This window comes from [Bacillus] selenitireducens MLS10, from assembly GCF_000093085.1.
Taxonomy (GTDB): Bacteria; Bacillota; Bacilli; order Bacillales; family Salisediminibacteriaceae; genus Salisediminibacterium; species Salisediminibacterium selenitireducens.
In genome coordinates this window covers 1398336-1420519 of the sequence record NC_014219.1, presented here as the reverse complement: position 1 = coordinate 1420519, position 22184 = coordinate 1398336, and the positions used below count along the sequence as shown (strand labels likewise).

Below are 22184 nucleotides of genomic sequence, written 5' to 3'. Positions count from 1 at the left end.
GCCACATTGAATGAAAAAAGCCCCCAGTTCTGTCCAGGGGGCGTGAAAACGACCATTCATCCTGTGCTTCTCGCCATTTATCCTATCCTATATTGTATTCATTCCGGCACCGGCATGTCAAGGTTGAGAGCTAGACTGAAAGAAGTGACCGGCCGGGCTGATCTGCCACTTTGCATCCGGCAATCCTCCAGGACGTAAGGTACCGTCCAAAAGCGTCTTATGATACGATGAGCATAGTGAGAAATCGTACGATAAAGGAGTGCTTCACTTGAGAGACAAGGTTCCCGCCCATTTTGGCGACAAACGGTATTATTCATGGAACAACTATTTACGCAACGAATTTGGCGGTAAGGTCATCAAAGTCCCCATTGACGGGGGTTTTGACTGCCCGAATCGGGATGGCACCATCGCGACCGGCGGCTGTACCTTCTGCAGTAAACGCGGATCCGGTGATTATGCCGGCGACCGGCGGGAAACGGTCCTCGATCAATTTCATGACGTCAAAAACCGCCTCAGCTACAAATGGCCGGAAGCCCGGTATATGGCGTATTTCCAGGCCTATACGAATACGTATGCACCGGTGAACGAGTTACGGGCCATGTTCGAGCCGGTATTAAAAGAGGAGGGAGTCGTCGGCATCGCCATCGGCACGCGCCCGGACTGCCTTCCGGACGACGTTGTGGACTATCTGGCCGACCTCAACAAGAGAACCTTCCTCTGGGTCGAGCTCGGCCTTCAGAGTGCCCATGACGTAACGGGTGAGCGGATCAACCGCGCCCATGATTTTCAGACATACAAAGAGGGTGTCCATAAACTCCGGAGCCAGGGAATCCGGGTATGTGCCCACATCATCAACGGCCTCCCCGGTGAGACGAGAGAGATGATGATCGAGACCGCAGAAGCGGCCGCAAACCTCGGCGTCGAAGGCATCAAGATCCACCTCCTTCATGTTCTTAAACAGACAGCCATGGCCAAAGAGCTCGAACGCGGTGAATTCGAGCTCCTCGACCGGGAAACCTACACGGAGATCGTGCTCCGTCAGCTCGAACGCCTGCCGGAAGAGATGGTCATTCACCGTCTCACCGGTGACGGCCCCCGGGATCTTCTCATCGGACCCGAATGGAGCCTGAAGAAATGGGAAGTCCTGAACGGCATCGATCACGGGCTGAAAAACGGAGATACGTGGCAGGGGAAATACGCCGCGCAATACGCATCAAGCGGAGGTGGCAGGTCATGAATGTATACGGGATCCTCCCTTTTGCCCGCCTCCTTCTCGCCAACTGTACGCAAGAAGGAGATACCGTCGTCGACGCCACCGTCGGCAACGGCCATGACACCGTGTATCTTGCCGAGCTCGTCGGCGCTTCCGGCAGCGTCTACGGCTTCGATATTCAGAAGACCGCCCTCGATGCCACCCTCAACAAGCTTCAACAAAAAGGACTCGAAGAACGCGTCGCCCTCATTCATGACGGCCATGAGCAGCTCGGTGCCTATATTCCGCAAGAGAAAACGGTTCATGCGGCGGTGTTTAACCTCGGCTATCTTCCGGGCCATGATAAAGAGATCATCACAGTCCCAAAGACCACTATCACAGCCGTCCAAGAGCTGATGCAGCGCCTGAAAAAAGGCGGCATCATCGTCCTCGTTGTTTATCACGGGCACCCTGGCGGTGACATTGAACGGGATCAACTGCGTGAATTCACCAGGTCCCTTCCCCAGGAAGAGTGGCATGTGCTGGAGTACGGCTTTACAAACCAGAAAAATCATCCGCCGTTTCTGATCGGCATCGAAAAAAAATGAGTGCATGGCGCACTCATTTTTTGTGTATATACCGCCCATTCAAGTAAAAGAAAATCGTCTGCGGTCCGCCAAACTGAATCAGCTTCAGCTGTTGTTTACGAAGAAGCGGATGATGTCGCACTTTTGGATCAGACAGATAGATGGCAATCAGCCCGCTCGTGATCATCCGGTGAAAACGGCGGTCCGGCAATGTCTGAATCGCGTCTTTCGCCATGCGGTAAAAACGTCCGATCCCTTCAAGCATTGCCTGATCATCCTTATAGTACGCGCAGAAGTTTAAATCCCCTTCCACACGGTCCTCTTCCTGATCAATGAAATAATCCATCAGAATGTGCAGCCCCTGCAGCCATGGGAAATAGCCGTTATAGAGGGTTTTCGCATCTTCCCGGGTGAGGCGGTCATCTGACGACGCATAGGCCACCAGTGTGAAAATGCCCAGCGTCGACCCGGTTGATGCCGCATATTCGTACCACTTCATCTCATCTGTCAGATCACCGCTCTGCTTCAAAAACCAGTCCGTCAGACGCGGCACCCGCTCCTCCGGTGTGACATGCTTGTGGATCTGAAGTTCGGTATACCGCTTCGCAAGCTCCTTCACCTCAGGTTCGATCACAGCATAATTGGAGAGGGCAACAAGCTCCTCCCGGCACACAATCACGAGATCCCTCAAATAGCCGCGGTCCCCTTCATGAGTCCGAAAAGCATAATAATCACCCATATACCCTGCCGGGTCAAACACATCAAGCATGGCCTGATGAAGCGAACGGAAGTCTTCAGGGTCCATGGAGTCACTGCGATCACAAAGGTTATCGAGATAGTCACTGATCGTCTGATAGGCGGTGATAAACCGGATCAGACGACGCTGATTCGGCCCTGCGAGCAGCGACAGAATGCCACCGCCCTCACAGTGAAAGGTCTTTTCCCGGATACTTGCAAGCGCCTGTGTCCGGAGCTCCTCATCTGGAATCGACGCCGCTTTTTGTTTCCAGACAGCCAGCTCCCGATGAACCTGAGGGATCACGTCCCGATAAACACGCATCATCAGCTGACAGGGAAGTGCCGGCGTCTTCATGACTGCGTCACCGGATCCCGCTCAATAAGAAGAGCCAGCTGCGTTTCAATAAACCCTGCGAGATGCAGATACACATCCGCGCGTTCCGGTTCATTCAATACTTCATGGTACAGACCCGGCCATTCCTTGTACGATTTATCATTGATCGGCAGACGGTCAAACCACTTCCTCACTTCATGCCGGTCCACGATCAAATCTTCGCCGCCCTGTGAGACCAAAAGCGGAATATCCGGGAACGATGCCGCTTCGGTAAAGGCAGCCTTCATGGACTGATGAAGCTCTCTGTACCACCTCACCGTGATTTTCCTGACCCGTAACGGGTCTTCATCGTACAGACGGATCACCTCACGATTACGAGTGCCGGTTCCGTTTCTCACGTTGGAGGTCACATACAGATCCGGCTTGACCCGGTTCATCACCCTGGCTAGGAACTCTTTCGGCTTGCTCGTCTGATTCACGAGTCCAAGGCACGGTGATGAAAGGATCATCATATCCGGCTTCAGCCGCTCTTCTAGACGGACAACGGTACGTACGGAAGCCAGACCGCCCATGCTGTGACCAAACAGGATAACCGGCAGTTTGTAGGTCTTCGCCGCAATCAGCCAGGAAGTAATCCGGGCTATGTATTCATCAAAGGACTTGATATGCCCGCGCTTCCCGTCCGTCTTTCCCTGTCCGGGGAGATCACCGCTGACTACATGAAAGCCCGCTGCCTGGAACTGTTCAATCAGCCACCGGTATCGGCCGTGATGTTCGCCGGCCCCGTGGACAACCACGGCAACACCCCTCGGCCTTTCCACATTCGTCTCGTATTTCATCATAACCATCACGCCTTTCCTGATCCATTCACTCTTTATCATCTCCCACAGGAATACCGGACGTCAACTGATAGCCTGTCACGGTCAACCCAAATGACCGCCGGACAGTTTCATGATAAACTGATGACAGACGAAAATACAGGAGGCCTATTTATGATTATCTATCCATATAAGGGGATCACCCCGACGATCGACCCTTCCGCCTTCATCGCAGAAGGGGCTGTGCTGACGGGTGACATCAGCATTGCCAAAGACGTCAGTATCTGGTTCAACACCGTCATCAGAGGCGACGTTGCTCCGACGATTATCGAGGAAGGCGTCAATATTCAGGATAATTCCACCCTGCACCAGAGCGCCCCCTTACCCCTCCATCTGAAAAAAGGCGTCACCGTCGGCCATCAGTGCCTCTTGCACAGCTGTACGGTGGAAGAGGATGCCCTGGTCGGCATGGGTTCCATCGTCCTCGACGGTGCCGTCATCGGAGAAGGTGCTTTTCTTGGGGCAGGGAGCCTTGTCCCCCCGGGTAAAGTGATCCCGCCAAACACCCTCGCCCTCGGCAGACCTGCAAAAGTCGTCCGTGATCTGACCGATGATGATCGTGAAGAGATGAAGCGGATCAGAGAGAGCTACGTAGAAAAGGGGAAAATTTATAAACAGCACCAGGACAAACAGGGCTGAACGAGGCCTGTCCACGAAACGATGAAGCGCACCGATCCTCTTTGGATCGGTGCGCTTGTTTGTTATGATCTGTGATTTGCCTGAGCGGATCGTGTCTTTTGAATTAAGCCTGATTGGCAAGCTCGAGGGCTTCTGTTTTCATCGTCTCAGCACGGTCTGTCGCTTCCCATGGAAGGTCGATGTCTGTTCGGCCAAAGTGACCGTAGGCTGCCGTCTGCTTATAGATCGGACGTCGCAAATCAAGCATCTTGATAATGCCTGCCGGGCGAAGGTCGAAGTTGTTACGGACGACCTGTACGAGCACATCTTCCGAGACCTTGCCAGTGCCAAGGGTATCCACAGCAATCGAAACCGGCTGGGCCACGCCGATGGCATAGGCGAGCTGCACTTCACAACGATCAGCAAGACCGGCTGCGACGATGTTCTTAGCCACATAGCGTGCCGCATACGCCGCGGAACGGTCAACCTTCGTTGCGTCCTTACCCGAGAATGCACCACCACCGTGCCGGGCATAGCCGCCATACGTATCCACGATAATCTTGCGTCCGGTCAGTCCGGCGTCCCCCTGCGGTCCGCCAATCACAAAACGGCCCGTCGGGTTGATGAAATACTTCGTCTTCTCATCAAGAAGATGGGAAGGGATGACCGGATTGATGACGTGTTCCTCAATATCCTTTTGAATCTTTTCAAGCGTCACCTTATCCGAATGCTGGGACGAGATGACGACGGTATCAATCCGAATCGGATGATGGTTCTCACCGTATTCCACAGTCACCTGCGTCTTGCCATCCGGGCGTAAATAGTTAAGCGTACCGTCTTTACGCACTTCCGTCAGACGTCGCGCGAGTTTATGGGAAAGGGAAATCGGCAGCGGCATCAGCTCTTCCGTCTGATTGTCCGCGTAACCGAACATCAGGCCCTGGTCCCCGGCACCGATCGCCTCGATTTCATCGTCCGTCATCTGGCCTTCCCGTGCTTCGAGGGCACGGTCCACTCCCTGGGCAATGTCTGCGGACTGCTCATCAATGGATGTCAATACCGCGCATGTTTCGGAATCAAAGCCGTACTTTGCACGGGTATAGCCAATCCCAGACAGAGTCTCTCTGACGGTCTTCGGAATGTCCACATACGTGGATGTTGAGATCTCACCTGCAACGAGAACGAGCCCTGTGTTGACGGTCGTTTCGCATGCCACGCGGGCATTCGGATCATTTTTGACGATCGCATCAAGGATCGCGTCGGAAATCTGATCACAAATCTTATCCGGGTGACCTTCTGTCACGGACTCGGATGTGAATAATCTTGTTTTTTCTGCCAATGGAAAAACCTCCTTGATATTAACAGACACCTGTCTGCTTCCTTCAGTACGGACCTCATTCCCGCTGTTCTGATCTGCATGTGGAATGAAAAAAGACCTTTTCCCGTCATGAGGAAAAGGTCGTTCAAGTCAGCCTTTTGCCTCTTATCGCTCAAGGTGATGTCACCTTGCAGGTTAGCACCGTTCACCTTGTCAATGGTGATGGTTGCTGGGCTTCGTCGGGCCTGTCCCTCCGCCAACTCGGGATAAGAGTATCCGTTCTTCGATACAGCTTACGTGAAAACCGGGCATTTGTCAACCTCATTGCCATGAGCAAAGGCACACTGTGGCACATTGATGACAAATCATTCTTTTTTGTGAATTACCTCACGAAAAAGGGTAAAAGAAATGACTCACCTTTTTATTTTGGGTATGTCATATATATTTAAATGTGTTATACTATTTACGAAATCCGTCGTTCTGTTCTAGTATAGAGCTCGATTAATAAACGAAAGAAAGGTGCGATTACGATGAGTATCATTGACTTTGAAGCGTCGCTTGAAAAGCTGTTGCAAAAGGACCTGATCCAAAGAGATCTGCCTGTTCCTCTCCTTGTTGAACGGGCCCTCGAGAGGCATGAAGGGATTCTCACGGATGCCGGTGCATTCCGGGCCACAACAGGCCACTATACCGGCCGTTCACCGCATGACCGATTTATCGTGGATGAGTCTGTGACTCGGGGGGGACATTGACTGGGGCAAGGTCAATCAGCCCGTCTCTCCTGACGTCTTCAGCCGCCTCTATGAAAAAGTGGTCACCTTCCTGAACAGCCGTGATGAAGTCTTTTTGAGGCAAGGCTATGCCGGTGCGGATCCGCACTACCGTCTTCCTGTACGGATCGTCACAGAACTCGCCTGGCACAATCTGTTTGCAAGGCAGCTGTTCTTACGGCCTGATAATCAGGAAACTGAACACAGACAGCCGGCATTCACCATCATCAGCGCCCCGTCGTTCAAAGCGGATCCCGGGGTTGACGGGACGAACTCCGAAGCCTTCATCATGATCTCCTTCGAACGAAAAACCATCCTGATCGGCGGCACCGAATATGCCGGCGAAATGAAGAAAGCCGTCTTTTCCGTGATGAACTACCTGCTGCCAAAGGAGAACGTCCTCTCCATGCACTGCAGTGCCAACGTCGGGCAGGAAGGGGATACAGCCCTCTTTTTCGGACTGTCCGGCACTGGAAAAACAACGCTTTCTGCCGACCCTGAACGGATGCTGATCGGCGATGATGAGCATGCCTGGAGCCATAACGGCATCTTTAATCTTGAAGGGGGTTGCTACGCCAAGACAATTCATCTCACGGAACAAAATGAGCCCGACATTTTCCGGGCCATCCGATTCGGTTCGGTTCTTGAAAACGTTTATGTCGACAGCCGTTCCCGTAAACCCGACTACGACCGAAGCGACTATACAGAAAACACCAGAGCCGCCTATCCCATTGACAACATCAGCCACTGTCAACCGGGTGGCATGGCCGGTCATCCTCAGACGATTCTGTTTCTGACTGCCGATGCATCAGGTGTTCTGCCACCGATCAGTAAGCTCACCCCTTCTCAGGCGATGTATCATTTTCTTTCCGGCTATACAAGCAAACTCGCAGGAACCGAACGGGGGATCACAGAGCCCGAACCAACCTTCTCGACGTGCTTCGGTGCACCGTTTCTCCCTCTTGAGGCGAGCGTCTATGCAGAGATGCTCGGCAGTAAAATGCTCGAACATGATACCGATGTGTACCTCGTCAATACAGGCTGGACCGGCGGCGCATTTGGCAGCGGTGAGCGGATGGCCCTCCCCTACACGAGAGCCATGATCCGTGCCGCCTTAAACGGCGACTTCAACAATACCCGTTTCGATCAGGATCCTGTCTTTGGGCTCGCCATCCCGGAACAGTGTCCGGGTGTTCCCGATGAACTCCTTCAGCCGAGAAGCACGTGGAAGGACCCGGCGGCCTATGACCGTGAAGCGAGCGCTCTTGCCAGTGCCTTCAAGGCCAATTTCAAGAAGTTTAGTGCCATGCCATCCTTCATCAAAGAGGGCGGACCCAGCTGAATATGAGTGATCACACGGAAAGAGGCAGTTGAGCGGATCCGCTCAACTGCCTCTTTCCTGTTGCCTCATCCAATGACACGCCTTCTCTGTCCACAGGTACTGTTCCTGAGGCGTCAGCCGATGGCCCTTTTGCCGGATCAGCCTCAGATCTGACTGCACACCGGAGATGGTCAATGCCTGGTGGAACTCTCTCGCATGGGCTGCCGGCACATGCGTATCCTCTGTTCCGTGAATGATCTGAACCGGCACAGTGATTCTGTGCGCCATCGCGAGCGGGGAACGTTCAAGATAGGTTCTGAAGGCCTGTGCAGGCGGTCCGTTAAAGGTCCGCCTCAGAAGACGGCCCATATCCTTTCGTTCCTCATACATCCGAAAACAGTTCGAGACCCCGCCCCACACCGTGAGGGACTTAACCGGGCGCATAATCGCAACAGGCGGTGCCATGATCCCGCCACGAGAAAAACCGACTGTGTGAATCCTGCCTGGATCAATCCGCGCATCTTCACGGAGAACATCGAAACCACTGAACGCATCCTCAAGATCCGCACCGCCAAACTCATCGATGCCTTCCCCGCCTTCATTGCCCCGGTAATAAGGGGCAAACACGATCATTCCCTGACTTGCATACTGAATCATCCGGGCGATTCGGACCATCCCGACATGTTTGTATCCGCCACGTAAATAAAGAAGGCCACTGCCGGTCCGCAGTGACCCGTCCGGCACAACGAGCATGCCTTTTACCCGGTATGGCCCTGATTGGTAGGTAACCTCAGAGACTTCAAACAGGTCTGATGGGTAGCTGATCTTCTTCTCAGACAGTCTGACCGTCACGAGCCTGTAGCCCCTTCCTTCAGGAAACGGCGCAGCACTTCACTGACGCTCAGCTCAAGGACCCTGTCTTTCATAATAAAGCTGTATTCATGACGCTCACCCACGTCCACTGGCAGGTGCTTCATGAGCTTCGGTCCTTTTGTTTCAAAATAACTGTTCTTCGAGATCAGGTCATCCACATTTGCATAATAGACGTTCTTGATCACCGTTTCTTTTTTACCGTCAACCCGGTATTGTCCGATATAATGAAGAGCCTCGTTCACAATGCCCCCGGTCTCTTCAAAGACTTCCCTTCTGGCTGCTTCTTCAGCCGTCTCTCCGTCTTCAACCTTACCGCCGGGAAATTCAAGCCCCCTCGAAGGATGGATCGTCAACAGCCAGCTGCCCTTGAACCTGGCAACCACCCAGACATGCTTGGGGGAATCGGAAAAAGGATGATCTTCCGTCGAAAATGTGACTCTGTTGTTGTAATAGTCCCGAAAGATTTCTTCATTCACGATGCGTTCCCTCCATTTACGTCAACTCTTCTGACTGTTATTGTAACGATTCAAAGACTGTTTGTCTAACAACCGACCTTGAAGCAATCCGAAACCAACCTGCCTGAAAATAAAGAAAACTTGACTTGTCGCCAAGCTTTAATGGCGAAAGCCTTAGTTGCACTTATACGATAATCCTTTAAAGAAGTTAAACATTCCTATAGTACAAAGAAAAACCGGATTCCTGTTTTGCAGGAACCCGGCGGATCAATCGATCAGTCCGTGAATTTCTTGACTTCTTTTTTTACATCTTCAACGGGTTCTGACACATCTTCAGTCAGTTCCTTCGTTGACTTTTTAAACTCTTTCAATGTCTGACCCACTGCTTTCCCCATTTCCGGCAGCTTACTCGGTCCGAAAATAATCAGTGCAATCACCAAAATCAAAACCAGTCCTGGAATACCAATGTTCGAGATCATGTTCCATCTCCCCCTTATTTGTAGTTGATTACTCCCTGAATGACACGACAATCATCTAGATCTGTATGGTAACCGGTTCGACATCACTGTCGACCGTGTAACCGCCTAACGCTTCTACTTGTTCTTTAAAGGCCTCTGACCTGAGGGCGTGAAACAGCTTTTGTCCCCGGTCACTGTTGAAAAAGTCTTCTGTCATGATGACGTCATAAGACTCATCGTCCACTGGCACGAAATCCGCGCCGACGGCCTGCGCCGCCGAATAAATCCCCATGCCACAGGCTTTCGGATCGACCATCACCTCTGCGGCTACGCTTAAATGCGTGAACATTTCCCGCTGATAGCCTTCGATTTCATCCTGTTTGATGTCTTCCTGCTTGAGAAGGTGATCAAAGAGGACACGCGTTCCGGCTCCTTTTTGCCGGTTCACATAGTGAAGGTTTTTCTCACGGATATCCCTGATTCCCTTCACTTGTTCCGGATTCCCTGAAGGTACGATCAGTCCCTGCTTGCGTTTGAGAAACGGCAGTTTAACGATCGTCATGCCCTTCAACCACTTACGGATATCCGGATCATTATAAGTTCCTGAAGCCGGATCGAGCAAATGAATCCCCGCCACATGGGCATCACCCCGGCGAATGGCCATAATGCCTGCGAGCGAACCGGTGTGACTCGGTGTAACCGACGACTGACCGTCGTGCTGTTTCATGACAGATGAGAGAACATCGATGGACAGATCATGACTGCCGCTGAAAAGGATTGTCTGATCGAGCTGGCTCTTCGGCTTTAACAGCCTGGCCGTGATCTCATCACCCTGCTCAACCCCGAGATGACCGGGCGGGATCGTCACGATTCCGTCTGCTTTCACAAGCGACATCGTCACACTCGCCGATCGTGACAGCGGGTTGGCGATATACTGCCCGTTGACTTTGCCGATATGCACCCGGACAAAATCCTCTGAACCCATGTTTGAAGTCATCCGTCTGCCGGCGATCACCGGCATTTCCGGCTTTTCAGGGACCTGGATCCCCTGCCATTCATACAGAATTGGTTCCACGAACCATTCCATGACGAAGTGGGCACTGACCGGATAGCCTGGTACACCAATCACGATGGTATGGTTTACACAGCCGATGATCACCGGCTTCCCCGGACGGGTGGCAATGCCATGGGTCCACACTTCTCCAAGCTCTTCGATGACATCTTTCGTGTAATCCCTCGAACCCGCTGACGATCCGGCGTTTAAGAGCACGAGATCCGCTTTTTCGGTGCCTGCCATCAGCGCCTGTCTGATCATGGCCCGATCATCTTTGACAATTTCGTGCAGCTCAGGAACACCGCCCCAGGAAGCAACGAGTCCGGCAAAAATCGTGCCGTTAAACTCAATCAGCTTACCCGGCTCTGCCCGCTGATCAGGCTGAATCAGCTCATTGCCTGACGGATAGATGGCCACTTCGGGCTTTTTGATCACATCCACTTCAAGTACCTGTGCTCCGAGGAGAGCGCCCGCATCAACGGGTCTGATCTGATGCCCCTGCGGCAAAATCATCTCCCCGTACGTAATGTCCTCACCGATGGGACGGATATGCTGCCAGGGGACAGCCGGCTCAATAATATCGAGGGTATCCTGTGCCCGTTCATTGACGTGTTCGATCATGATCACGGCATCAAAGGGGGACGGAATGGCGTGTCCGGTGTCCACATAGACAAAATCCGTTCCTTCTTTAAGTGTCATCGGACGCGATTCATGGGCATTCTTTGTCTTTCCGGCTTCGACGGCTATGCCGTCCATGGCGGATGCATGGTAGTGCGGATTGGATACCCCTGCATAAACAGGCTTTGCTGTCACACGGCCAATCGCTTCGGCGGTTTTCAGCCGCTCATACGGTTTTGGACGCTTTCGGATAAACGACAGGCAGTCCAAAAGGGCCTCTTCCCGTGGTTTATCTTCAAGATAAATCGTTCGCTCATCACGTGTTTTCATGTCGGACTTCCCTCCCTCAGATGAAATAATGAACCTTGACCAGATCGCCTTTCAAGACGCCCTCTTTCCGCTCCGGAATCTCAAGGAGTCCGTCGCTTTTAATGAGCGTGCTGATCAGGCCTGATTTGCCAAGGACAGGTTCTGCATCCGGGTAAGGAGTCCCTGTATGTAATGTAACACGGATGTAGTCGGTGCGGCCCGGAGAGGAGGGAATATTCTGTGACACTCTTGCAACAGTTGTGTGACGATCCACACGTTTTTTCCCCATGAGCCGATCGATGATCTGTTTGCCGAACATATGAAAAATCACCATTGCCGATGCCGGATGACCCGGGAGACCGAGGATTGGCTTCTTCGACGACACAGACAGGATTGTCGGCTTTCCGGGTTTGACAGAGACGCCGTGTACAAGCAGCCCCGGCTCTTTGTCGCCGAGAGAAGTGATCACGTCGGTCGTGTAGTCTTTCACGCCGACGGAACTGCCGCCGCTCATCACGACCATGTCACAGTCTTCAAAGAGCGCTTCTGCTTTCTCCTGAAAATCGGCACGGTCGTCTTTCGCGATCGGGGCAATTCTGACTTCACAGCCCCACTCCTGGATCAGAGCGGGGATCGTAACGCCGTTCACATCGCGGATCTCCCCTTCCGAGAGGGTCTCCCGGCTGTAAGGGACAATCTCGTCCCCTGAAGATAAATACCCGATCACCGGCCGTTTAACGGCCTCAATTCGGCTGATGCCGAGAGCGGCCAACGCGCCGGATTCCTGCGGGCGCAGCACGGTTCCCTTCTCAAGAACTAGTGCGCCCTTCTCTGTGTCCTCGCCTCTCACAATCACATTCTCATGATGACGAACCGGCTTCAGCACCTGGACGAGATCGTCATTCTTCTCAATATCCTCAATCATCACAACAGCGTCTGCCCCTTCAGGAAGCATCGCCCCTGTCGGCACATAGACGGCCTGATCTGCTGTCAGTGCCTGATTTGGCGTCTTCCCCATCTCCACTGCGCCTGCATAGTGCAAGAATGCAGGCATCGTCTCAGATGCTCCGTGAGTATCTTGTGCCTGCACGGCGTACCCGTCAACGGTCGAGCGTGAGAATCCCGGGACGTCCTCAGTCGCAGTGACGTCCATCGCGAGAACCCGCCCTGATGCCTTGTCTGTCGGCACGGTTCCTGTAAGGGCAATCGATTCGACATGCTGATCAATGATATCTGTCATCTCTTCGGTTGTCTTGACTCGGAAAAAATCCATTCTGACTGCCTCCAGTTTCAGCTTACACGTTCTGTGTCTGCACCCATTCGTAATCTTCCGGGTGATTCATGTTGTAAAAAGCAAGCTTCAGGTGGGCATCGCTCCAGCCCGCGTCCTTCATGTCATCTTCACTGATATACACCGTTTTCACCTGATCAAGAACGTTAATCATCCGCTTTTCGCCCTGATCGAGGGCCTCGGTGACATAAGGCAGAAAATCTTTGTGATAACAGGCAAAGAGCGGGTGCCGTTTGCCATTGTATTCCGGTACAGCTGCCAGGGCCCCTTCTTCTTTTGCTTTCTTGCAGAGAAATCTCGCAATTTCCCCGTCCACAAACGGCATATCACAGGCAACGATCAGATTCCAGGTCGTCGTCGACTGTCTTAATGCCACCTCGATCCCCGCAAGAGGGCCATGGCCTTTATGCTCGTCTTCAAACATCGGAATCTGCAAAAATTCATAAGAATCCGGATCATTGGTCACGAGAAGCTGATCATCGGTCCTTGCTTCAATCAGCCGCTTAATCCTTCCAATATTCGTCTCATCGCCAACAGGCAACAGTGCCTTGTTTTGTCCCATACGCCGTGATTGTCCACCGGCAAGGATGATTCCTGTAATCCCCATCCATCATCCACTCCTTCATCAGTTATTGACCGTCATAGCCCTCTTCCTGTGCAACGAAATCGAGATGAATGGTTTCAAGATCGAGAAGTGCGGCAGGCTTTTTCTCGAAGGTCTTGGCTGTGTCGATGACCTTCAGATAGTTCTTGCACGTTTCACACACTTCGATCTTCGCCTTTTCATCGTCTTTCACATTGATGTAGAAGAGTTGGTCATGTTTGTCGTTCCCGCAGTGCACACACGCAAGGCGCTTTTGTTTCCAAAGTGTCTCACAGCGCGGGCAGTTCAGATGCTTTTCTCCTTTGTTCATCAGTTTGGCAAGACGGTGCGGCTCGCCGCAGCACGGACACGTCCCCATCACGTCAAACTCATGAATGATGTCCGCCACCTGTTTCGCCATCAGCTGCATAAACGGTCTCAGGGCCTGTTCCGCGAGAAAATGCGGCAGGGATTCGGATACGCCCTGTTCCTTCGCCCAGTCCTGAAAATAACGTTCATTAAACATGACCGCTTCCTTGATCCACTTCACAACGGTCTCTTCATCGAGTGCTTCTGTGATCGCTTTCAATTCACCGGCGAGATTCTCCTGATGAACCGCGATGACGTCGGCGATCTCATCGAGAGCCTGATGATAAAGGATACCCGGAACAGGTGATACGGACAGCTGCGGTAATACCGGTACTTCCCGATTCAGTTCCTGATTGTCAAGATCAAGGTCAATCTCATCCTGATGCTTCTCTGTGATGACTTTCTGTTTATCCATAATCGCTTTTTGCAAGTTTAAATACTCTTCTGCTACTACATTCGGATCCATGGTTATATCCCCCTTATGATTCTGTGCATCTCGTTGATCTGACTCTTACATTATATCGTTCAAAAGGAAAGGCTGTCCATGTCAGGACAGCCTTTTCATAGAACTTTTTCGTTTTCTTTTTCAGGCACCTTTGTCTTTCTCCTTTTCCTTGATCTCACCTTTTTCGACGAGTTCGTCGTACCAGGCTTCGTGATGGTCTTTAGCGTACTCCACATCAACGGTCCCTTTTGTCATACCTTCCATCGAAGCTTTGGAGTTCGGGTGTCCGATACTGAGGAAAATATGGCCAACGATCACGGCAATGGATAATCCAAAGGCGATGTTATGAATCGGATACGCCCACTGAATCACACCTGCAGAGAAGAACTGCGGAAACCACATGATAATCCCTGAGACAATCAGCATCGCTGATGTCAAAATGATCAGGAGGGAATTCAGCTTTTCCCCTGAATTGAAAAATCCCTGTTTTGGCACATTACTTTTTCCAAGGAAGAATTCTTTCGGAAACTGCATAAAGAATTTAACGTCCGCTTTCGACCACTGGAATGTCGATTTCAACCAGTGTTTGATCCCTTCTCTGTCAAAGATCAGGACAAGGATTGGCGTCGAAATAAACAGGACTGCGAAAATCCGGTGCAACAGCCTCGCCATTTCCGGTCCGCCAAGCACCGGATACAGCCAGCTGAAGAAGTCGGAATAAAGCGGCAAGGCCGTCAGGTAGAGCGCGAAAAATGCCAGGGCATTTAACCAGTGCGCGATACGGATCGGTTTCGAAAACCGTTTCACCTTTTGAGGTGCATTAGTCTCTGTCGACATCTTCATGACCTCCTTCTTCCTCAGAACCATGTCCTTCTTTGTTAAAGAGCTTGTTCGTCACATAGCCTGTCATCACTGCCATGGTTGTCACACCGAGAAGGGCTTTCCCCATCGGTTGCGCATAATCCTTCCAGACAACAGCGGATGTCGGTACTTTTGGATCCCTTGGCATGTCATAGACTTCAGGGTCATCGGTCAGAAGGTAGATAGTGTGCGTACCGCCCACTCCTTGCGGATCATAAATCTGGGCGTTCGGATATCGGTCCTGCACCTGGGCAAGACGTTCCTGAGCCAACTGCTTCATTTCTTCTTTTGTACCAAATACGATAGCGTCCATATGGCAAACATCCGCACAGGCAGGCTGCAGGCCGTTATGAATCCGATCGTCACACATCGTGCATTTCTGAGCGCGTTGCACCGTTTCACCGTCCTGATTTACATAATCAGCGAGTTCAACGATATCAAACGGACAGTTCTGCGTACAATAGCTGCATCCGACGCACTGTTCCTGATCGATGACGACGTTGCCCATATCCGTTGTGGAAATGGCTCCTTCCGGACACACTTTCTCACACGCTGCATCTTCACAGTGGTAGCAGGCGGAGTGGCGAAAGAGCCACTCAAACCCGCTTCCATTTTCATATTCTTTCATCTGAAGCACGTTCCATGTCTTTCCGTTCACTTTCTCATGGGACTGATAGCTTCCACCGTATGCCTGAATATCACTCGGCAGGTCATTCCAGTTTTTGCAGGCTACCTGGCAGGCACGACACGCATCACAACGGGTTACGTCCACTAATTTTGCATAGCTCATGCTTCCACCCTCCTTACATCACAGAGAAACGCTTTATACTCCGGTATCATCGTATTGGCATCACCAATGTGACTCGTCAGATGGTTCGCAATCGAACCTGTTGCTATTCCTTCATAGCCGTAATGCCATGGCATACCGAGATGATGGATCTTTTCGCCTCGTATGGTGTAAGGTTTGAAGCGCTTCGTGATCATGGCCAGGGCTTCGATCTCGCCGCGTGCCGTTGATACCATCACTTTGTCTTTCTCCTGAATGCCCTTCTCATCCGCCAGTTCCTGACTGATCTCCACAAACATATGCGGCATCAGCTCAGACGGCCACTCGAGCTGTCTCGTCATCGAACCGGACTGCCAGTGCTCCGTCAGGCGGTACGTCGTTGCCACGATTGGGAAATCGGCAAACTTCCCGCGCTTATTGTGATCACCGCCCCAAATATGAACGGCCGGATTCAGTTCCTGACTCGAGAACGCATTCGGAATCGGGCTTTCGTAAGGTTCGTAATGTTCCGGGAACGGTCCGTCCGCGGTGCCGTCGGTGAACAGGCCGCCTTTACCATGAGGAATCATGATAAACGGATTTTTGCCTCCCGGACCTGCCGGATCGTTATTGGCGCCAAAGTCCGGTACATCATGCCCCGTCCATTGTTCGCCATCCCACCAGATCGTCTCTTTATTGGAGCTCCAAGGATTCCCCTGCGGATCCGCACCGGCGCGGTTATACAAATTACGACGGTTCACCGGCCAAGCAAAGGACCAGTTCAGGTAGTTCTCCATACCCGTATCCTCATCATCACGACGCTTGGCGAGGTTTTTATCCTCTCCAGGTCCTGCGTCAGGGTAAAATCCGGAATAAATCCAGTTTCCGCTTGACGTTGTTCCGTCGTCTTTCAGGTGAGTAAAGTTGGTAATCGTTTTACCCGTCTTCAAATCGTACCCGTTGATTTCACGGCAGACAAGGTCCACATCCGGATAGTCGCCGTCACCAAAGTTCCAGTCCAGTGCCTGGATCGGCTTGGCTGCTTCGGACTGTTCCCCTTCATACAAGGCTTTCAGACGTTTCGCCAGATTATTCACAAGCCACGCATCGGATTTGGAGTCGTGCTTTGGCTCCAGTGCTTTCCATCTGTACTGCATCCAGCGGCCACTGTTTGAAACCGATCCTTCTTTTTCATAAGGCCCGCATGCCGGCAGCATGAATACTTCCGTATCAATGTCCGCCGGGTTACTTCCGGCATTGTCTTTCCAGAAGGCTGCCGTTTCCGTCTCCCACAGATCCATGGATACAAACCAGTCGAGCTTCGTCATGGCCTCACGCTCAAAGTTGGCATTTGGTCCGCCGACCATCGGGTTCTGTCCCCAGGTGATCAGCCCTTTGATTTCTTCGTTGTGCATCGATTCAAACAACGAAATATGGGAGTAGTTCTTCTGCCCTTTCGGGAAATAGTCATAGAGGAAATCATTCTCAGGTGTCGCATTTTCTCCGTAGTATGCCTTTAACAGACTCGCCAAAAACTTCGGCTTGTTGCTCCAGAATCCTGAAGCCGGTGTTTCATTTTCATTGTAAGCCGCAAGCGAAGCATGATTGGCGCTCTGCGTCGGTGCCCCGATATAACCGGACATCAGATGGAAGAGCAGCGCAAAGTCCGTGGAGCCCTGAACGTTACACTCACCGCGCATGGCATTCACACCGCCGCCAGGACGGCCTACGTTACCAAGCAAGAGCTGAAGCATCGCATAGCTCCGCACGTTTTGCGAGCCGACCGTGTGCTGGGTCGTGCCCATGGCATACATAATCGTACCTGTCTTATCTGTCGCCCCAGTGGAACAGAACGTTTCAGCGACGCGGTTGAAGTCATCAACCGTCATGCCCGCCATGGCTGATACCGTCTCAGCATCATAACGCTCATAATGCTTCTTTAAGAGCTGGAACACACAGCGCGGGTCCTGCATCGTCTCATCGGTTAAAATTTCACCGTCTTCATCCCGCTGGAACGTCCAGGTGGCTTTATCATAACTGCGGCTGTCTTCGTCATAGCCGGTAAACAGACCGTCATCAAAGTCAAAATCATCATGCACGAGGAACGTGGCATTCGTATAGTGTCGGACGTATTCCTCATGATACAGACCGTTTTGCAGCGCGTAGTTCATTAACCCGCCCATAACCGGGATGTCCGTTCCCGAGCGAAGCGGTGCATAGACGTCAGAAAGCTGAGCTGTTCTTGTGAAACGCGGGTCAACGACGATCAGCTTCGCGCCCTTGTCTTTCGCTTTTTGTACATATTTCATGCTGATTGGGTGATTCTCAGCAGGGTTCCCCCCGATGACGAAAATCACGTCAGCATGCTGGATGTCGTTCCAGTGATTTGTCATTGCGCCACGACCAAAGCTTGGTGCCAGACCGGCAACCGTAGAGGAGTGTCATATCCTCGCCTGGTGTTCAATAAAGGTGGCGCCCATGCCGCGCATGAACTTCTGAATCATATAGCACTCTTCATTCTCAAGTGCGGCTCCCCCGAGACTTGCTATCGCTTCTGTCCGGTATACCGGCATCCCGTCTGCCGTCACTTCGAAGGATTCATCACGGGTTTGTTTAATCTTCTCTGCAATACGGTCCAGGGTCCAGTCCCAGTCCCGCTCTTCCCATTGGTCACTGCCTGGAGCGCGGTACATCGGCTTTTGCACACGCCGGTCAGACGTATACAGCTGTCTGATCGATGTTCCCTTGCTGCACAGGGACCCTCTGTTAATCGGGTGATCCGGATCCCCTTCCGTATACACCACATCTTCATCCTTCACATGAACGAGAATCCCGCACCCGACCGAGCAGTAAGGACAGATCGTCGGTGTGATGACGGATGATTCCGTCTTTAATGTCCGTGACTCCGCCTGTGCCTTGTTCGGGTCAAACCCGAGTTCCACAACGGCAAGTGTCGCCGCTGTTGCGCCGGACAACTTTAAAAATTGTCTTCTTGATACTTCAAGCATCATAACTCCCCCTTAGCTTACGTTTGACTTCATTTTGATTCTTTTTTCCCCTTGTCAGATCGAAGTGGCTGCTTTTAAATCGTTGATCACTTTCTCGTGTTTCGTATAAACAAATGACATCTTGCCGCGGATGTATCCAACGACTTCCACACCGAGAAAATTAGCGAGCTGAACAGCCTGTTTTGTGGCAGCCGTTCTGCTTCCAATCACACCGATTCCGTATCTTGCAGACTTTGACAGCATCTCATAGGATACCCTGCCAGTTGTCAATAAGATCACATCTTCCGGATTCACACCGTTCAAGAGCCCGTATCCGATCACCTTATCCACTGCATTGTGGCGGCCGATGTCTTCCCTGATGACCAGTGACCCATCCGGCATGATAAAACAGGCACCATGCATGCCCCCTGTTTCGTTATACATCGGGGACGCCTTCGCAAATTCATGCCGTTTTTTCAGCAGATACGTCAGTGTGACCCGGTGCGATGTTTCCACTTTCGGAAACCCGAGGACATCGTTCATTGAGAAAAATGTCACCCCGTTACCGCATCCCGCCGTCATACGCTTCTTCCGCTGCATCAGCGCATCCGCATCGAGATCTTCTCTCAACTCGACGGATATTTTCCCCTCTCTGATGACGACTTCTTCAACATCGTCGGCTGATTCAATGACTCCTTCACTGAATAAGTGACCATAGCACCATTCTTCAAGATCTTCATTCGTCAGCTGATAGACGGACATCTCCTGCCCATTAACAAACAGGGCAACCGGAAATTCTTCCGGACAGAAAATCTTCATCGTCTTCCCCCCTTCACTCTCTCTTCTATCGGATAGTTCATATGACATCTGTTTACTTGACCTATGAAAAGAAAGCGATATCATTTCCATCTGTTTTAACCATAACGGATTACAAACAGAAATTCTGTGACATTTAACACACTACCGACAAATTTTTTACGAACTTCACAATCTTTTGTTAAGTATTTCACATTGTATTTAATAAAACCTTCACATATGCACAAAACAAATATTGGCTGTACTTTTTTCAGCCAACTGAAAAACCTCTGCCGCTTTGGCAGAGGTTTTTCAAACTGTATGATAATTCCTTTATTTATTTGACGATCATGACGTCCACACTGGAGTATCGGGCAATGTTCTCTGACGTGCTGCCCATGTCCATCTTGTCATAGGAATCCATACCGGTATGCCCGCATATGACAAGATCCGTTCCCAGGTCATCGATATAATCGTAGGTAATTTTCGTTTTCGGATTACCGGTGTCAATCAGCACCTCAAACGCCTTAAAGTCTGCACGGTCCATCACTGCCTCTACATGACGGCGAATCTCTTCTGCATGCTGATCGGCTTCCGCTTGAAAGTTTGACGGTTTAACCACTTCAAACTGAGGATTATCCTTATGAATGATGTGCACAACACTCAATTTTGCCTCATTCCGTTTTGCCACATTGACTGCTTTCATCAATGCTTTCTCTGCATTTTTTGAGCCATCATAACACATTAAGATATGCTTGTATGTTTCATCGAGCATGCTTACCAATCCTCCCGAAAATGAACTCGTTTCCTCAATTATACAGTATTCAGACCCTTAGTGTGAAGCATCGTTTCAAGACTTATTGAAGGCCGCGATAACTTCCTGGAGCTCTTCAGCCATGTCCGCAAGCTGATTGGCTGAAGCATGAACCTCCTCCATGGATGCAGTCTGTTCTTCAGCTGAAGCAGCAACATTTTCACTGTATCCGGCCGATGATTCACTCAACGCTTTCGTTTCGGATACGGAATCCTCGACATTACCGATTCCTTCTTTTATTTCCTTCATAATCCCTGTCACGTCTGCCATTCTCTTCGTCACCGCAACTACGGCATCATCCACATCATCGAACGCTTTTCCGGCCTGATTCGCATAGTCCGTTCCAAGCTCAACAGCTTTACTGCCTGATTGGGTATAATCCACGGACCTCGAAACCTCAACCTGCATTTCTTCGATCAGTTTCTGAATATCCCCTGTTGCGTTCCCGGTCTGCTCCGCAAGCTTTCGGACTTCATCAGCCACCACCGCAAACCCTTTGCCATGCTCGCCTGCTCTTGCAGCCTCTATGGCCGCATTCAGGGCGAGAAGATTCGTCTGTTCCGCAACGTCATTGATGAGTTTAATAATATTGCCAATCTGATCGGAACGCTCGGACACCCGCTGGACGGATTCATCAATATCTTTCGTGACGCCCTGGATTTCATGAATCTGGGATATCGTCATTTCGAGCGTCTGTTTGCCCTGAACGGTCTTCTCGTTTGCATTTTCCGTAACCTGATCCACTTCATCGATTGCCGATGTGGCGCGGTCAACCTGACTGCGCATTTCGCTTACGATTTGGGAGTTGTCAGATGCTTTGTTCAACTGTTTATCCGCACCCAATGCCACTTCCTGAATCGATTCGCTGATCTCTTCGGTCGCGCGGCTTGTCTCACTTGCCGATGCCAACAGTTCTTCTGAACTTGCCGCGACCTGATCTGACGATTCGGAGATCTTACCGACCATTTCCTTTAAGCTTCCAAGCATTCGATTCACTGCCAGACCCATCTGTCCCATTTCATCTTTTCCTTTAACCTCTATCTCGGACACATGAATATTGCCTTCACTGATCGCTTCCATGCGACCGACGACTTCATTCAGTGAACGGGACATATTCCGGCTCAGGAGGTAGAAAAAGACGGTTCCGAGAATGATGTTCAATCCGATTACAACGGAGAAGAACAGTGAATTGTCATCAATGATTCCGATTACGTTTGCCTCTGCGACTTCTGCCTGACCCTGAATAACGTTCGTGAGTGCAAGGGCATCATCCACCACGTCCCCTCTCAAATCAGCCAATTCATCCATCCGCTGATTCTGAATCGGACCCACCTGATCAGGAACACGCTCAATTTGATTATAAAAGGCTTCAAGGTTTTCCTGGACAGAGGCGAGCAAGGCAAGTTGCTCCTCCTCTTGGAGACCTTCTTCAAGGAGCGAGAGGTGACTGTTCAATGTGGTCGTCCAGGTCTCGAACTGAGCTGTATCCATCTCTTCGCCCGTTCTCAGCTCATCTGACTTCAATATGTACGTCGCCCTGACCAGTGCTGCCACTTCCGTCGCGGCCACCGCCCGTTCGTTGGCTTCTCCATATTCATCCATCTCTCCGCCAACCTGTGACATCTGAATGTACGTGGTTATCGAACTGACGATAAGCAGCATAATAACAATACTGAACGTACCGAGTATCTTTTTCCTAAGACTAGCATCCCGAATATATTGAATCACATTCATCATCCTCCCGGTATTG

Annotated in this window: 19 protein-coding genes, 1 pseudogene and 1 riboswitch; of the genes and pseudogenes, 4 read left to right on the top strand and 16 right to left on the bottom strand. The window is 51.3% G+C overall.

Annotated features, from left to right (window positions below):
• The first annotated feature begins 268 nt into the window (after positions 1–268).
• Positions 269–1237 (top strand): TIGR01212 family radical SAM protein, encoded by a 969-nt coding sequence (locus tag BSEL_RS06425; RefSeq protein ID WP_013172170.1) that lies wholly within the window; start codon positions 269–271, stop codon positions 1235–1237.
• The gene (locus tag BSEL_RS06420; RefSeq protein ID WP_013172169.1) at positions 1234–1800 is read left to right on the top strand and encodes a class I SAM-dependent methyltransferase; all 567 of its coding nucleotides are present in this window, start codon (positions 1234–1236) and stop codon (positions 1798–1800) included. Before BSEL_RS06425 ends, BSEL_RS06420 begins: the two co-directional genes overlap by 4 nt.
• A gap of 13 nt (positions 1801–1813) precedes the next feature.
• Here the strand turns inward: BSEL_RS06420 and BSEL_RS06415 are convergent, their stop codons facing one another.
• Positions 1814–2872, bottom strand: a complete 1059-nt coding sequence (locus BSEL_RS06415; RefSeq protein ID WP_013172168.1) for a tetraprenyl-beta-curcumene synthase family protein — start codon at positions 2870–2872, stop codon at positions 1814–1816.
• Positions 2869–3693 carry an alpha/beta hydrolase gene (locus BSEL_RS06410; RefSeq protein WP_041581799.1) on the bottom strand — a complete coding sequence of 275 codons (825 nt, stop codon included), beginning with the start codon at positions 3691–3693 and terminating at the stop codon, positions 2869–2871. Before BSEL_RS06410 ends, BSEL_RS06415 begins: the two co-directional genes overlap by 4 nt.
• A gap of 153 nt (positions 3694–3846) precedes the next feature.
• On the opposite strand from BSEL_RS06410, the gene BSEL_RS06405 reads away from it, so the two are divergent.
• Positions 3847–4368, top strand: coding sequence for a gamma carbonic anhydrase (locus BSEL_RS06405; RefSeq protein ID WP_041582318.1), 522 nt, complete (start codon positions 3847–3849; stop codon positions 4366–4368).
• A 103-nt stretch (positions 4369–4471) separates the two neighbouring features.
• Here BSEL_RS06405 and metK read toward each other — a convergent pair whose 3' ends face one another.
• Complete coding sequence (gene metK, locus BSEL_RS06400) at positions 4472–5686, bottom strand: methionine adenosyltransferase (RefSeq protein ID WP_013172165.1); 1215 nt, start codon at positions 5684–5686, stop codon at positions 4472–4474.
• Positions 5687–5827: 141 nt separating this feature from the next.
• A riboswitch (SAM riboswitch) is annotated at positions 5828–5938 on the bottom strand.
• 257 nt (positions 5939–6195) lie between these two features.
• Between metK and pckA the strand changes: the two are divergent.
• Positions 6196–7777, top strand: a pseudogene (gene pckA / locus BSEL_RS06390) (phosphoenolpyruvate carboxykinase (ATP)).
• A gap of 42 nt (positions 7778–7819) precedes the next feature.
• Here pckA and BSEL_RS06385 read toward each other — a convergent pair.
• The 13 genes from BSEL_RS06385 to BSEL_RS06320 form a co-directional block, all read right to left on the bottom strand.
• Positions 7820–8608, bottom strand: coding sequence for an alpha/beta hydrolase family protein (locus tag BSEL_RS06385; protein ID WP_013172164.1), 789 nt, complete (start codon positions 8606–8608; stop codon positions 7820–7822).
• The gene (gene ytkD, locus BSEL_RS06380; protein WP_013172163.1) at positions 8605–9105 is read right to left on the bottom strand and encodes an RNA deprotection pyrophosphohydrolase; all 501 of its coding nucleotides are present in this window, start codon (positions 9103–9105) and stop codon (positions 8605–8607) included. Before ytkD ends, BSEL_RS06385 begins: the two co-directional genes overlap by 4 nt.
• Positions 9106–9359: 254 nt before the next feature.
• Positions 9360–9563: a twin-arginine translocase TatA/TatE family subunit gene (locus BSEL_RS06375; protein WP_013172162.1), complete on the bottom strand. Its 204-nt coding sequence runs from the start codon at positions 9561–9563 to the stop codon at positions 9360–9362.
• A 55-nt stretch (positions 9564–9618) separates the two neighbouring features.
• Positions 9619–11544 carry a molybdopterin biosynthesis protein gene (locus tag BSEL_RS06370; RefSeq protein WP_013172161.1) on the bottom strand — a complete coding sequence of 642 codons (1926 nt, stop codon included), beginning with the start codon at positions 11542–11544 and terminating at the stop codon, positions 9619–9621.
• 16 nt (positions 11545–11560) lie between these two features.
• Entirely contained in the window at positions 11561–12796 is a 1236-nt protein-coding gene (locus tag BSEL_RS06365; RefSeq protein ID WP_013172160.1) for a molybdopterin molybdotransferase MoeA, read from the bottom strand.
• Positions 12797–12818: 22 nt separating this feature from the next.
• Complete coding sequence (locus tag BSEL_RS06360; protein ID WP_013172159.1) at positions 12819–13421, bottom strand: molybdenum cofactor guanylyltransferase; 603 nt, start codon at positions 13419–13421, stop codon at positions 12819–12821.
• A 22-nt stretch (positions 13422–13443) separates the two neighbouring features.
• Positions 13444–14232: a formate dehydrogenase accessory protein FdhE gene (locus BSEL_RS06355; RefSeq protein WP_013172158.1), complete on the bottom strand. Its 789-nt coding sequence runs from the start codon at positions 14230–14232 to the stop codon at positions 13444–13446.
• 120 nt (positions 14233–14352) lie between these two features.
• Positions 14353–15048 (bottom strand): formate dehydrogenase subunit gamma, encoded by a 696-nt coding sequence (locus tag BSEL_RS06350; protein ID WP_013172157.1) that lies wholly within the window; start codon positions 15046–15048, stop codon positions 14353–14355.
• Positions 15032–15862, bottom strand: coding sequence for a 4Fe-4S dicluster domain-containing protein (locus tag BSEL_RS06345; RefSeq protein WP_013172156.1), 831 nt, complete (start codon positions 15860–15862; stop codon positions 15032–15034). Before BSEL_RS06345 ends, BSEL_RS06350 begins: the two co-directional genes overlap by 17 nt.
• The gene (gene fdnG, locus BSEL_RS06340; protein WP_013172155.1) at positions 15859–18846 is read right to left on the bottom strand and encodes a formate dehydrogenase-N subunit alpha; all 2988 of its coding nucleotides are present in this window, start codon (positions 18844–18846) and stop codon (positions 15859–15861) included. Before fdnG ends, BSEL_RS06345 begins: the two co-directional genes overlap by 4 nt.
• A 54-nt stretch (positions 18847–18900) precedes the next feature.
• Positions 18901–19644, bottom strand: coding sequence for a formate dehydrogenase accessory sulfurtransferase FdhD (gene fdhD / locus BSEL_RS06330; RefSeq protein WP_041581792.1), 744 nt, complete (start codon positions 19642–19644; stop codon positions 18901–18903).
• 313 nt (positions 19645–19957) lie between these two features.
• The gene (locus BSEL_RS06325; protein ID WP_013172153.1) at positions 19958–20395 is read right to left on the bottom strand and encodes a universal stress protein; all 438 of its coding nucleotides are present in this window, start codon (positions 20393–20395) and stop codon (positions 19958–19960) included.
• 75 nt (positions 20396–20470) lie between these two features.
• On the bottom strand, positions 20471–22162 hold the full coding sequence (locus BSEL_RS06320) for a methyl-accepting chemotaxis protein (protein ID WP_013172152.1): 1692 nt from the start codon (positions 22160–22162) through the stop codon (positions 20471–20473).
• Positions 22163–22184: the final 22 nt, after the last annotated feature.

What these genes read in the sequence shown, in the direction of transcription:
- BSEL_RS06420 (WP_013172169.1), top strand. Translation starts at nt 1,234, where the DNA reads ATGAATGTATACGGGATCCTCCCTTTTGCCCGCCTCCTTCTCGCCAAC.
- BSEL_RS06415 (WP_013172168.1), bottom strand. Translation starts at nt 2,872, where the DNA reads ATGAAGACGCCGGCACTTCCCTGTCAGCTGATGATGCGTGTTTATCGG.
- BSEL_RS06410 (WP_041581799.1), bottom strand. Translation starts at nt 3,693, where the DNA reads ATGATGAAATACGAGACGAATGTGGAAAGGCCGAGGGGTGTTGCCGTG.
- BSEL_RS06375 (WP_013172162.1), bottom strand. Translation starts at nt 9,563, where the DNA reads ATGATCTCGAACATTGGTATTCCAGGACTGGTTTTGATTTTGGTGATT.
- BSEL_RS06370 (WP_013172161.1), bottom strand. Translation starts at nt 11,544, where the DNA reads ATGAAAACACGTGATGAGCGAACGATTTATCTTGAAGATAAACCACGG.
- BSEL_RS06365 (WP_013172160.1), bottom strand. Translation starts at nt 12,796, where the DNA reads ATGGATTTTTTCCGAGTCAAGACAACCGAAGAGATGACAGATATCATT.
- BSEL_RS06360 (WP_013172159.1), bottom strand. Translation starts at nt 13,421, where the DNA reads ATGGGGATTACAGGAATCATCCTTGCCGGTGGACAATCACGGCGTATG.
- BSEL_RS06355 (WP_013172158.1), bottom strand. Translation starts at nt 14,232, where the DNA reads ATGGATCCGAATGTAGTAGCAGAAGAGTATTTAAACTTGCAAAAAGCG.
- BSEL_RS06350 (WP_013172157.1), bottom strand. Translation starts at nt 15,048, where the DNA reads ATGTCGACAGAGACTAATGCACCTCAAAAGGTGAAACGGTTTTCGAAA.
- BSEL_RS06345 (WP_013172156.1), bottom strand. Translation starts at nt 15,862, where the DNA reads ATGAGCTATGCAAAATTAGTGGACGTAACCCGTTGTGATGCGTGTCGT.
- fdhD (WP_041581792.1), bottom strand. Translation starts at nt 19,644, where the DNA reads ATGAAGATTTTCTGTCCGGAAGAATTTCCGGTTGCCCTGTTTGTTAAT.
- BSEL_RS06325 (WP_013172153.1), bottom strand. Translation starts at nt 20,395, where the DNA reads ATGCTCGATGAAACATACAAGCATATCTTAATGTGTTATGATGGCTCA.